The organism is Tianweitania sp., from assembly GCF_032053605.1.
GTDB lineage: Bacteria > Pseudomonadota > Alphaproteobacteria > Rhizobiales > Rhizobiaceae > Tianweitania.
In genome coordinates this window covers 1-11,911 of sequence record NZ_DAMBUH010000080.1, presented here as the reverse complement: position 1 = coordinate 11,911, position 11,911 = coordinate 1, and the positions used below count along the sequence as shown (strand labels likewise).

The 11,911-nt window shown below is 62.2% G+C and carries 12 protein-coding genes; 7 read left to right on the top strand and 5 right to left on the bottom strand.

Annotated features, from left to right (window positions below):
* The 5 genes from RTX98_RS15570 to RTX98_RS15550 form a co-directional block, all read right to left on the bottom strand.
* Positions 1 to 931: branched-chain amino acid ABC transporter permease (locus RTX98_RS15570; RefSeq protein ID WP_312797757.1), on the bottom strand; the 931-nt coding region annotated here is incomplete at its 3' end.
* Positions 932 to 936: 5 nt separating this feature from the next.
* On the bottom strand, positions 937 to 1,665 hold the full coding sequence (locus RTX98_RS15565; protein ID WP_312797756.1) for an ABC transporter ATP-binding protein: 729 nt from the start codon (positions 1,663 to 1,665) through the stop codon (positions 937 to 939).
* Positions 1,662 to 2,465, bottom strand: a complete 804-nt coding sequence (locus RTX98_RS15560; RefSeq protein ID WP_312797755.1) for an ABC transporter ATP-binding protein — start codon at positions 2,463 to 2,465, stop codon at positions 1,662 to 1,664. The genes RTX98_RS15565 and RTX98_RS15560 overlap by 4 nt, the downstream gene beginning before the upstream one ends.
* Positions 2,466 to 2,575: 110 nt before the next feature.
* Complete coding sequence (locus RTX98_RS15555; protein WP_312797754.1) at positions 2,576 to 3,760, bottom strand: ABC transporter substrate-binding protein; 1,185 nt, start codon at positions 3,758 to 3,760, stop codon at positions 2,576 to 2,578.
* Between the two features lie 215 nt (positions 3,761 to 3,975).
* Complete coding sequence (locus RTX98_RS15550; RefSeq protein ID WP_312797753.1) at positions 3,976 to 4,767, bottom strand: cyclase family protein; 792 nt, start codon at positions 4,765 to 4,767, stop codon at positions 3,976 to 3,978.
* Between the two features lie 254 nt (positions 4,768 to 5,021).
* Between RTX98_RS15550 and RTX98_RS15545 the strand changes: the two genes are divergently transcribed.
* From RTX98_RS15545 to RTX98_RS15515, 7 genes are all read left to right on the top strand, one after another.
* A complete protein-coding gene (locus RTX98_RS15545; RefSeq protein ID WP_312797752.1) occupies positions 5,022 to 5,540 on the top strand; it encodes a MarR family transcriptional regulator in 519 nt (172 codons plus the stop codon).
* A 141-nt stretch (positions 5,541 to 5,681) separates the two neighbouring features.
* Positions 5,682 to 8,000: a bifunctional salicylyl-CoA 5-hydroxylase/oxidoreductase gene (locus RTX98_RS15540; RefSeq protein ID WP_312797751.1), complete on the top strand. Its 2,319-nt coding sequence runs from the start codon at positions 5,682 to 5,684 to the stop codon at positions 7,998 to 8,000.
* A complete protein-coding gene (locus tag RTX98_RS15535; RefSeq protein WP_312797750.1) occupies positions 7,997 to 8,770 on the top strand; it encodes an SDR family NAD(P)-dependent oxidoreductase in 774 nt (257 codons plus the stop codon). Before RTX98_RS15540 ends, RTX98_RS15535 begins: the two co-directional genes overlap by 4 nt.
* A gap of 67 nt (positions 8,771 to 8,837) precedes the next feature.
* Positions 8,838 to 9,680, top strand: a complete 843-nt coding sequence (locus RTX98_RS15530) for an enoyl-CoA hydratase family protein (protein WP_312797749.1) — start codon at positions 8,838 to 8,840, stop codon at positions 9,678 to 9,680.
* Between the two features lie 3 nt (positions 9,681 to 9,683).
* Positions 9,684 to 10,883 carry an acyl-CoA dehydrogenase family protein gene (locus tag RTX98_RS15525; protein ID WP_312797748.1) on the top strand — a complete coding sequence of 400 codons (1,200 nt, stop codon included), beginning with the start codon at positions 9,684 to 9,686 and terminating at the stop codon, positions 10,881 to 10,883.
* Between the two features lie 73 nt (positions 10,884 to 10,956).
* On the top strand, positions 10,957 to 11,391 hold the full coding sequence (locus tag RTX98_RS15520) for a RidA family protein (protein ID WP_312797747.1): 435 nt from the start codon (positions 10,957 to 10,959) through the stop codon (positions 11,389 to 11,391).
* Between the two features lie 4 nt (positions 11,392 to 11,395).
* Positions 11,396 to 11,911, top strand: a 516-nt coding sequence (locus RTX98_RS15515) for an enoyl-CoA hydratase/isomerase family protein (RefSeq protein ID WP_312797746.1), incomplete at its 3' end; no start/stop codon positions are given.

Here is an 11,911-nt window from a genome sequence, read left to right as displayed (position 1 = left end):
TGTAGTCGGTGGTCAGAAGCTGCAGCAGCCCATCAGGCTGCCAGTCGGCTGGCAGGAGGTAGGTCGCCACCTTGCGGAAGCTGTAGGTGACGGCGACTTCCGAGAACGCCACCACGAAACCGCCCGCGATCGCGCCGAGCGGGTTGCCCAGACCGCCCACCACAGCGGCGGCAAAGATCGGCAGCAGCAGCTGGAAGTATGTGAACGGGCGGAAGGACTTGTCGAGGCCGTAAAGAACGCCGGCAATCGTTGCCAGAGCGGCGGCCAGGATCCAGGTAATGGCGACGACGCGCTCGGGATTGATGCCGGACAGCAGCGCAAGGTTTTCGTTGTCGGAAAAGGCGCGCATGGATTTACCGGTGCGGGTCTTCTCCAGAAACCAGTAGAGCCAGGCAACCACGACGACGGCGGCAATCAGCGAGATCACCTGCGATACGCGCAACGCGATCGGTTCCGCCAGGCCGGTCCATGTCTTGAACTGGGCGGCGGTGAAGACAAAGCGTGCGCCGTCGGCAAACTGGCGATCGTCAACGCCGATGATCATGCGCACCACGCCGTTCATCACGAACATGACGCCAAGCGACACCATGACGAGGATGATCGACGGCACCTTGTTGCGGCGGTAATGACGATACACCAGCCGATCCGTGCCCAGCACAAAGGCAGCAGTCGCGATGATGCCGATAGGCAGCGCGATCAAGGCGGTGGGCAGCGGGCCGAAGCTGATGCCGATGGACTGCAGCAGCCAGGTCATAAGGATCGTGGCCATGGTGCCGAAGGCCATCGTGTCGCCATGCGCGAAGTTGGAAAAGCGCATGATGCCGTAGATCAGCGTCGCGCCGAGCGCACCCAGCGCCAGCTGCGCGCCGTAGGTCGCTCCGGGAAGAAGCACATAATTGGTGAACGCGACCAGCGCGTTGGCGGCATCCATTTGCGTCAGCCTCCGAGGAAGGTGCGGCGCACCTCGGGATTGTCGAGGAGCTCGCGCCCTGATCCGGTAAAGCGGTTGCCGCCCTGCACCAGCACATAGCCGCGATCGGCGATCTCAAGCGCCTGGCGGGCGTTCTGCTCGACCATGAGAATGGTAATGCCGGTGCGCGCCACGTCGATGATGCGGTCGAACAACTCGTCCATGACGATCGGGCTGACACCGGCCGTCGGTTCGTCGAGCATCAGCACCTGCGGCTCCGTCATGAGCGCCCGGCCCACGGCGACCTGCTGACGTTGACCGCCGGAGAGCTCGCCCGCCGGTTGGCGCCGCTTTTCGCGCAGGATCGGGAACAGGTCATAGACTTGCTCCATCGTTTTGCGGATATCATCGCGGCGCAGGAAGGCGCCCATCTCCAGGTTTTCTTCCACCGTCATGGAGGTGAAGACATTGTGGGTTTGCGGCACGAAGCCCATGCCCTTGGCGACACGCTGTTGCGGCTGAAGCGCTGTGATGTCCTCGCCGCCGAGCCGCACCGAACCGGAGCGCAGCGGCAGCATGCCGAACAGCGCCTTCATGGCCGTGGACTTGCCCGCTCCGTTAGGGCCGACGATGACCGCGATCTCGCCCTTAGCGGCCGTGATGGTGCAGCCCTTCAGGATGTCGGCGGCACCGTAGCCGCCGGTCATTGCCTCGCCGATCAGATACGGCTCGGCCTCTGTTGTGTCGGGGCTCATAGTGTAAGTGCTGCCGTTTCAGGCTGCGCAAGTGCCCGGTTCTTCAACCCCGTGCCGAGATAGGCTTCGATCACCTGCTCGTTGCGGATGATCTCGTCTGGCGCGCCCGTCGCCAGGACCTTGCCCTGCGCCATCACGATCACCGAATGACAAAGACGGGCGATGAAATCCATATCGTGCTCAATCACGCAGAAAGTGTAGCCGCGTTCCTTGTTCAAGCGCACGATCGCCTCGCCGATCGTCTTCAGCAGTGTACGATTGACGCCGGCGCCGACCTCATCGAGGAACACGATCTTGGCATCGACCATCATGGTGCGGCCGAGTTCAACGAGCTTCTTTTGCCCGCCGGACAGGTTTCCCGCCTTCTCATCGCGCAGGTGAGACAAAGTGAGGAAGTCCAGCACGTCCTCCGCCTTTTCGCGCAGGCGGCGCTCTTCCTGCGCGATGGCGCCGCGGCGAAACCAGGCATTCCAAAGCGTTTCGCCTTGCTGGTTCCCCGGCACCATCATCAGGTTTTCGAGCACTGTCATGGAGCTGAATTCATGCGCAATCTGGAATGTGCGCAGCAGCCCCTTGGAGAAAAGCACATGCGGCGGTAGCCCGGTGATGTCTTCACCGGCCATGGTCACGCGTCCCGACGTCGGCTGGTGCACGCCGGCAATCAGGTTGAAGAGCGTCGACTTGCCTGCCCCGTTCGGCCCGATCAAACCGGTGATCTCGCCTTGAGGGATCTCCAGCGACACGCCGTCCACGGCATGGAAGCCGCCGAAGCGTTTGACCATATCCTGGACGACGATCATCCAGTCTCCCAATCTTGGTAAAGCGATGCCGAGGCGCAGCTTGGCATAGAGATAAAGGCGATGCCGGACCAGTCTTCAGGACCGACCGGCATCGCGTTCTGGTTCAGATCTTAGTGGAACTTGACGGTCTTGACCGCTCCGCCTTCGATCTCCTGCTCACGGAACGCGCCTGCGCTTTCACCCGGCTCGATCAGCTCTACAGCGGACGCGCCGACATAATCGATGTCGCCGCCATCTTTCAGGATCTGCAGCGCCTTGGCCAGCTCACCCGGGTAGATCTTTTCGCCCGGTGCATTGGCAACGTCCATGATCTTGGACTTGTAGTCGGCCGAAGCCGAAGACTTGGCAGCCTGCATGGCAAGCAGCATGAGCGCGGTGGCGTCATAGGTTTCCGGAACGAAGGTCGCCGACCCGGCAATCCCGGCCTTTTCCGTCATTTCCATCAGCTTGGCCGCGCCGGGGCTGTCCGTACCGGGCAGGTTGCCGAAGGCGCCATCAAGCTGCGTGCCGAAACGCTTGACGAGGCTCGCGCCCCACATGCCATTCGGAAACGCGAACTTGGAAAAGGCGCCGGTATCAAGAACCGTCTGCACGATGCCGGCACCACCCTGATCCGCATATCCAGCGATAACCAGGGCGTCGCCGCCGGCCGAGGCGAGCGAGCCCACTTCTGCCGAATAATCGCCCTTGCCGTCTTCATGTGGGGCGCTCAGCGTCACCTTGCCGCCGAGCTTCTCGAAGGCGGTCTGTACGGATGAAGCAACGCCCTTGCCGTAATCGTTGTTGGTGTAGGAAATCGCCACGCTCTTGATGCCGCGGTCCCACATGATCTGCGCCAGCACTTCGCCTTCGCGTGCATCCGACGGAGCCGTGCGGAAGAACAGACCCTTGTCTTCCAGCGTCGAAAGCGCGGGCGAAGTGGCGGACGGCGAAATCAACACGATGCCGTTGGGCACAGCGACATTGGTAAGAACGGCGGTTGCTGCACCCGAGCAGCTCGGCCCGATGATACCAGCCACCTTGTCGCCCGTGATCAGCCGTTCGGCCGCCGCTGTCGCCGCACCGGCATCGATGCAGGTCTCGTCGGAGCGCACTGCCGTAATCTTGGCGCCATCAAGGAACAGGCCGGAATCGTTGACTTCCTTGATCACGAGTTCGGCCGCCTGCGCCATCGGCGGAGTCAGCGTCTCGATCGGGCCGGTGAAGCCCATTTCGATACCGATCTTGACGTCTTCAGCCTTGGCCGCCGTCGCCAGCACCAGAAGCGATGCTGAAACGAGTAGAAACTTCTTCATACCATTCTCCCTGTCACCCGATCGTTCCCCGATGGTATTCCACCGATGCGTCCAGCCCTTGTGAGCCGACGTCGAACTTCGCGGGTTACAAGGCAGTATTCCGGCTTGTTTTTCCAGAGGCCATTGTGCCGCTTCACCGGAAACGACACAATTTTCATGGTTCAGCACGCTGCCGAGCCACAAGGCAGCGCCGGCGCGTCCGGCGGCGGGGATAGCTAGGCTTTCGACACCAAAGCCAGTGCACGCACGGGACTGCCTGTGCCTCCAACGATTTTCAGCGGCGCCACGATGAGGATCGCGCCCTTGGGCGGGAGCTTGTCGAGGTTCACAAGGCTGGCGAGGCCGTATTTGTTGTTCTTGTGCAGCAGGTTGTGCGCAGGAAATGGCGGTTCGAAGCCGCCGGCACCACCGGCATCCGTGCCGATGCATTGCGTACCCCAGCCGATCGCGCCGCGTTGCAGAATATAGTCGATGCAGTCGGGCGATGGTCCGGGTGAATGGGGGCCGTTCTCGTCGGCGTTCAGGAAGCTGTCCTCGGAGCCGTTGCGCTTGTCCCAGTCTGTGCGCATCACGACCCATTCGCCCGAATTGATCGCGCCATGTTCGGCTTCCCACGCCTTGACGCCGTCGGCCGTCAACAGGAAGTCGGGGTTCTCCGCCGTTTGCGCCGAGCAATCGATGACGTTGACGGGCGCAACGAAGTTCTTGACCGGGATCGTGTCGGTAAAGCCGTCTGAATAGTCTTTGCCGGTGATCCAGTGGTGCGGCGCATCGAAATGGGTGCCGGAATGTTCGCCGACCTTGAGCCAGTTCCAGGCCCAGAATGGCCCGTCCTGATCATATTCGGAAATGCGGTGGATCTCGATCTGCGGCGTGTCCTTGGCGAACTCCGGCGGCAGTTTCAAAAGCGGCGTGTCCGGGCCGAGCGGGGCGGTGAGATCGACAACGTCGATGCCGCCTGTTCCCAGCAGATCCGCGAGTTGCCCCAGAGTCGTCGCAGTCGTCATTGGTCGAGCCTCCTCAATCAGGCGCAATGGCCATTGTCCGCGACCCGCATCTCATTGACGGAATGGTGCCGCTTGTTCCCGGGAGAAAGTCTAGGCATAAAAATATGCGTCTGCAAACATCCTTGTTGCGGTGCCAGCATCAAAGACAAAATGTAAGCAGGTTGATCTGGCTGTGCTGGAACGGCTAAGCCAGCGCTCGGCATTATGCCTCACAGGCACAAAGCACAGCGGTAGCAACAAGGGAAACAAGCAAGTTGACCGCGGATCAGACCACGAGGGATCATTGGCTGGATGGCGAAACCAAGATCGCCGATGCGCCCGACAATCATGGCGACGAGACGCATCTGTGGCTGCGTTTGCTGACCTGCACGACGTTGATCGAAACCGAGATTCGACGCGGGTTGCGGGAGGAGTTCGATTTCACCCTTCCGCGTTTCGATCTGCTGGCTCAGCTGGAGCGCGCCGAAAACGGCATGGTACTCGGCGAAATCTCCAAGCGGATGATGGTGTCGGCAGGCAATCTCACCGCCCTTGTAGAGCGGCTGGTGGAAAGCGGCCACATCACGCGCACGACCTCGCCTTCCGACCGTCGCGTGCAGATCGTCACGCTCACGCCTTTTGGGCGCAGCGCCTTTGGTGAGATGGCCGAACGCCATCGCGCGTGGTTAAACAACCTGTTCTCGGGCGTAGCTGCAGACGAACGGGACACGCTCCTGGCCTCTCTCGCCAAGCTCAAAATCTCCGTTCGGGAAGGCTTGGCACAAGAGCGCTAGGCACTTGAGTTGACGCTGAACGTCGCTGTTACAATCGCCAACAGTTAGAAACTTTAAGCTTGAAACTTCTTTCGAAGAGGTCCACCTTCGTGGTGCCTTGGATGGTCCACTTTGCGCGGATCGAAGCGAAGGAAGAAGCATATGCGGATCGTTTGCATCGGCGGGGGCGCTGCCGGCCTGTATTTTGCGCTGCTGATGAAGCGGCAGCATCCTGCACATGAGATCACCGTGATCGAGCGCAACAAGCCGTTCGACACTTTCGGCTGGGGCATCGTTTTTTCTGACGCCACCATGCAGTCCATGCGGCAATGGGATCCGCAAACGGCGCAGGTGATCGAAGACAGCTTCAACCACTGGGATGACATCGAGCTTCTGTTCAAGGGCCGGCGCATCCGCACAACTGGGCATGGCTTTGTCGGCATCGGCCGCAAGAAGATGCTGAACATCCTTCAGGATCGCTGCATCGAGCTTGGCGTGGAACTGCAGTTCGAGCGGGAAGTCGATTCCGACACCGAGTTTCCGGATGCCGATTTGATCATCGCCGCCGACGGCGTCAATTCGAAAATCCGCAGGAAGTACGAGACCGTCTTCAAGCCCGACCTTCTTGTGCGGCCGAACCGCTTCATCTGGCTGGGCACCAACAAGCGCTACGACGCCTTCACCTTCGATTTCCGTCGTACGGAGCATGGCTGGTTCCAGGCGCATATCTACCGCTTCGACGAAAACACCTCGACCTTCATCGTTGAAACGACCGAGGAGACGTTCAAGGCGCATGGCCTCGATCAGATGGACCAGGATCAGTCCATCGCGTTTTGCGAGACCGTGTTTTCGGAAACGCTGGAAGGTCACAGCCTGCTAAGCAATGCGCGCCATCTGCGCGGTTCCGCCTGGCTGAACTTCAACCGCCTGATCTGCGAAAGCTGGAGCCTGCATAACGGCAACAGCCATGTCGTCCTGATGGGCGACAGCGCGCATACTGCGCATTTCGCGATCGGCTCCGGCACCAAGCTGGCGCTCGACGATGCCATTGAGCTGACCCGCCAGTTCGACCTTGCCGGCCATGAGGCCGAGAAGATCCCGGCCGTCCTCGACGCCTATGAAGACATCAGGCGCGTAGATGTGGCGCGTATCCAGAACGCCGCGCGCAATGCCATGGAATGGTTCGAGGTCGTCGGCGAACGCTATGCCGAGCATTTCGAGCCGGAGCAGTTCATGTATTCCATGCTGACGCGTTCGCAGCGCATCAGCCATGAAAACCTGCGGCTGCGCGATCCGGTCTGGCTGGAGGGCTATGAGCGTTGGTTTGCAGAGCGGGCCGGCGTCCAGCCGGGCGCGAACGGACAGGTGCCGCCACCGATGTTCACGCCCTATTCCATCAAAGACCTGACGTTGCACAACCGCATCGTCATGTCGCCTATGGCCATGTATTCGGCGACCGATGGCCTCGCCAACGACTTCCACCTCGTCCATCTCGGCTCGCGCGCCATGGGGGGAGCGGCGTTGATCTTCCCTGAAATGACCTGCGTGTCGCCCGATGGGCGTATCACGCCGGGCTGCCTCGGCATCTGGTCCGACGAGCAAGGTGCAGCGTTAAAGCGCCTCGTGGATTTCGTTCATACCCAAACGCCCGCCAAGATCGGCATCCAGCTCGGCCATGCCGGCCGCAAGGGTTCAACCAAATTGGCCTGGGAAGGGATCGACCAACCGGTTGAGGAAGGGGGCTGGGACCTGATTTCCGCATCCGCCCTGCCCTATAAGGCGGCTTCCCACACGCCCCGCGCCATGACCCGCGAGGATATGGATCGCGTCGTCGCCGACTTCGTTTCCGCAACGAAGCGGGCCGTAGCGGCCGGGTTCGACATGCTGGAACTGCATGCCGCGCACGGTTATCTCCTGTCGAGCTTCCTGTCGCCGCTGACCAACAAGCGCGAGGACGAGTATGGCGGCAGCGCAGAGAACCGCGCTCGCTACCCCCTGGAAGTGTTCAGAGCGGTGAAGGCGGCGTGGCCGGAAACCAAGCCGATCTCCGTGCGCTTGTCGGCACATGACTGGTATGAAGGCGGCAACACGCCGGCAGACGCAGCAGTCTTTGCGCAGATGTTCAAGGACGCCGGCGCCGACATGATCGACTGCTCGTCGGGTCAGGTCGTGAGCGAAGAAAAACCGGTTTACGGCCGTCTGTTCCAGACGCCGTTTTCCGACAAGATCCGCAACGAGATCGATGTGCCGACGATTGCGGTGGGCGCGATTTCGGAAGCAGACCACGCGAACTCAATCATCGCGGCGGGTCGTGCGGATCTCTGCGCGGTGGCGCGACCGCATCTGGCCGATCCGGCCTTCGTTCTGCATGAAGCGGCCAAGATCGGGTTTGAAGGCCAGCAATGGCCCAAGCAGTATCACTCCGGGCGTGCGCAGTATGTGACCAACCTGCAGCGCGCGGCAGCCGAGGCCAAGCGGTGAGCCGCCATGCAGTCGTAACCGGCGCCGGCAGCGGCATCGGCAGGGTCATTGCGCTGAAACTTGCCGAAACGGGCTATGCGGTGACTCTGGCCGGCCGTCGGTCCGAACCGCTACAAGCGGTTGCCTCGGAAATTGCAGGAAGCGGCGGCGGCAGCTTCGTTCTTGATGGCTTCGACGTCACAAACGAGGCCGCTGTGCAGGCTGGCGTTGCGCGTGCCGTAGCCGAGGCTGGACCGATCGCGGTGCTCGTCAACTGTGCCGGCGAAGCGCCATCGGCACCCTTCGAGAAGACGGGCTTGGACCTGTGGAACCGCGTCCTCGGCATCAATCTCACCGGCACCTTCCTGACCACGCAGGCCGCCCTGCCCTCGATCAAACAAGCCAGCAATGGCCGCATCGTCAACATTGCCAGCACGGCGGGCATGACCGGCTATCCCTACGTCTCCGCCTACTGCGCCTCAAAGCATGGCGTGATCGGACTGACCCGCGCCTTGGCCTTGGAGCTGGCGAAAACGGATGTGACGGTGAATGCGGTCTGCCCCGGCTTCACCGACACGCCGCTTTTGGATGGGGCGATTGACGTGATTACCGGCAAGACTGGGCGGACGGCGGATGAAGCCCGCGCCAGCCTGGCGCGCAGCAACCCACAGGGCCGATTGGTGACGCCGGAAGAGGTGGCGCATGCCGTGATGTGGCTGGTGTCGCCGGAAGCAGGCTCGATCACCGGACAGGCGATTGCGGTGGCCGGCGGCGAAGTGATGGCCGGGTAAGTTTAAGAACAAGGGCGCGGGACCGTATGTCTGTGCGGTCGATGCAGCCTGAGACGGAGGAAAACTGATGACCAACGCGATGCAGAACAAGCAGCGTCCGTTCAAGACCCACAAGGCCAGCCACTTCCTGTTCGAAACGGACGAGGACGGCCGCGTTGCCACCATCACGCTCAACAGGCCCGAGAAGAAGAACCCGCTCACTTTTGAAAGTTATGAGGAACTCGGCGACCTGTTCCGCTCGTTGCATCGCGCCAGCGATGTGCGTGTTGTGGTTCTGCGCGGGGCGAACAACAACTTCTCGTCAGGCGGCGATGTGTTCGACATCATCGAGCCCCTGACCACGATGAAGATGCCGGACCTTCTGGCCTTCACCCGCATGACCGGCGATCTCGTGCGCCAGATCCGTGCCTGCCCGCAGCCGGTTATCGCAGCGGTGGATGGGATCTGCGCCGGCGCTGGCGCGATCCTCGCCATGGCTTCGGATTACCGCTTGGCGACGCCGGAGGCGAAAACCGCTTTCCTGTTTACCCGCGTCGGTCTCGCCGGTGCAGATATGGGCGCTTGTGGCATTCTTCCGCGCATTATCGGCCAAGGGCGTGCCGCAGAACTGCTGTTTACCGGCCGCGTCCTCACAGCCGCCGAGGGCCATGCTTGGGGCTTCTACAACGCCCTGCACGAGCGTTCCTCCCTGATCGAGGAAGCGCAGCGCTTTGCGCGCATGTTGGCAGATGGGCCCTGGTTCGCGCATTCCATGACCAAGAAGATGCTCGATCAGGAATGGTCGATGGGCATTGATGAAATGCTGGAGTCGGAAGCGCAGGCGCAGGCAATCTGCATGGCGACAGGCGATTTTCGTCGTGCCTTCGAGGCGTTCGCGGGAAAAACGAAGCCGGCCTTCGAGGGCAACTGAGTCATGGCGGATCATTCTCATAGCCTCGCCCGAGCACCATCGCGCGATCACCTGGACTGGCCCTTCTTCGATCCGGAACATCGCGATCTCGCCGGCCGACTGGATGCCTTCATCGCACAAGGCGGTCTCGGCGCGATCGACCATGGCGATGCGGATGGTGCCTGCAAGGCACTGGTGCGGCGGCTAGGCGATGTGGGTTTTCTGCGCCACTGCGTGCCGGCGGCTTACGGCGGCGCAGCCGAGGTCATCGACAGCCGCGCCCTTTGCGTGATGCGCGAAACGCTGGCCTATGCCGACGGTCTGGCGGACTTCGCCTTCGCGATGCAGGGGCTCGGCACGGGTGCAATCAGCCTGTCCGGTTCGGACGCCATCAAGGACCACGTGCTGCCGCGTATCGCCAAGGGCGAATTGATCTCGGGTTTTGCTCTCACCGAGCCGGAAGCCGGTTCGGACGTCGCAGCCATGGCGACAACCGCTGAACGCGACGGCGATGATTACGTGCTGAATGGCGAGAAGATCTTCATCTCCAACGGCGGCATCGCCGATGTCTACACGGTCTTTGCCCGCACCGGCGAAGCACCGGGCACCCGCGGCATCTCGGCCTTCGTCGTCTTTGCCGATACGCCGGGCTTGGTCGTGGCTGAGCGGATCGAAACGATCGCGCCGCATCCCCTCGCGCGCATCTGGTTCGAGAACTGCCGGGTGCCGGCTGCACACCTGCTCGGCACGCCCGGCGAAGGCTTCAAGATCGCGATGCGCACGCTCGACATCTTTCGCCCCTCGGTCGCGGCAGCCGCACTTGGCTTCGCGCGTCGCGCGCTGGATGAAGCGGTCGCTCATGCCACATCGCGAAAGATGTTCGGCGCTACGCTCGGCGATCTTCCCACGGCGCAAAGTACCCTCGGCGACATGGCTACCGCCATCGATGCGGCATCGCTGCTAACCATCCGCACGGCTTGGCGCCGCGACGTGCAGAAGCTGCCGATCACGCGCGAAGCGGCCATGGCCAAGATGACTGCCACGGAGAACGCGCAATGGGTTATCGACCAGGCGCTGCAGTTGTTCGGCGGGCGCGGTGTGCGGGTCGGCGAGATTACCGAGCGGCTTTACCGCGAAATCCGCGCCCTCCGCATCTATGAAGGGGCCACCGAGGTTCAGAAGCTGATCATCGGCCGCGAATTGATGAAGGCGGCCCGCGCATGACCTGCACCCACACCAAACGACCGCTTGGCCGCTCCGCCGCGCAGCGACAACCAGTATCTGAATGGAGAAGGACATGAGCGTCACCGACCTGTCCGAACGGCCAAAGGCCACGCCGAACCGCATCCTCCAGCCTGAGGGTTGGGAGCGGCCACGCGGTTATTCCAACGGCATCGAAGCACGGGGTCGCATCGTGTTCGTTGGCGGCCAGATCGGCTGGACCGGGCAGTGCAAATTCGAGGCCCATGATCTTGCCGGTCAGGTCCGGCAGACGCTGGAAAACATCGTCGCCATTCTCGCCGAAGCCGGCGCCGGCCCCGAGCACATCACGACGATGACCTGGTATGTGCTGGACCGCAAAGCCTATTCCGCCTCGCTGAAGGAGATCGGCGCCGCCTACAAGGCCGTAATCGGGCGCAGTTTCCCGGCGATGGCCGTGGTTCAGGTCTCCGGCCTCGTGGAAGACGAAGCGCTGGTAGAAATCCAGGCGACGGCCGTGGTTCCGGACTGAACACATGGCTGTTTCCCTGACGCGAGACGGCGAAATCGCCCATCTCATCATCGACAATCCGCCCGTGAACGCGACATCGCACGCGGTGCGCGCAGGCTTGATGCAGGCTCTGGCGCAAGCCAATTCGGATCAGGCGGTATCGGCGATCGTGCTGAGCTGCGCCGGCCGAACGTTTGTAGCCGGCGCCGACGTCAAGGAACTCGGCCAACCACCGCAGCAGCCGTTTTTACCCGACGTGGTCAGCGCTATCGAAGCCTCATCCAAGCCGATCGTCGCGGCAATCCATGGCACGGCTTTGGGCGGCGGGCTGGAACTGGCGCTCGCCTGTCACGGCCGGATTGCGAGCCGGGATGCCGAACTCGGTCTGCCGGAAGTGAAGCTCGGCATCGTTCCAGGTGCCGGCGGCACGCAGCGGCTGCCGCGCTTAATCGGCGTTCCGCTGGCGATGGATCTGGCCTCCAGCGGCCGCCGCATGGGCGCGGCCGAAGCGGAAGCCTGCGGCCTCATCGACGTGATCGCC

What these genes read in the sequence shown, in the direction of transcription:
- RTX98_RS15565 (WP_312797756.1), bottom strand. Translation starts at nt 1,665, where the DNA reads ATGAGCCCCGACACAACAGAGGCCGAGCCGTATCTGATCGGCGAGGCA.
- RTX98_RS15560 (WP_312797755.1), bottom strand. Translation starts at nt 2,465, where the DNA reads ATGATCGTCGTCCAGGATATGGTCAAACGCTTCGGCGGCTTCCATGCC.
- RTX98_RS15555 (WP_312797754.1), bottom strand. Translation starts at nt 3,760, where the DNA reads ATGAAGAAGTTTCTACTCGTTTCAGCATCGCTTCTGGTGCTGGCGACG.
- RTX98_RS15550 (WP_312797753.1), bottom strand. Translation starts at nt 4,767, where the DNA reads ATGACGACTGCGACGACTCTGGGGCAACTCGCGGATCTGCTGGGAACA.
- RTX98_RS15540 (WP_312797751.1), top strand. Translation starts at nt 5,682, where the DNA reads ATGCGGATCGTTTGCATCGGCGGGGGCGCTGCCGGCCTGTATTTTGCG.
- RTX98_RS15530 (WP_312797749.1), top strand. Translation starts at nt 8,838, where the DNA reads ATGACCAACGCGATGCAGAACAAGCAGCGTCCGTTCAAGACCCACAAG.
- RTX98_RS15525 (WP_312797748.1), top strand. Translation starts at nt 9,684, where the DNA reads ATGGCGGATCATTCTCATAGCCTCGCCCGAGCACCATCGCGCGATCAC.
- RTX98_RS15520 (WP_312797747.1), top strand. Translation starts at nt 10,957, where the DNA reads ATGAGCGTCACCGACCTGTCCGAACGGCCAAAGGCCACGCCGAACCGC.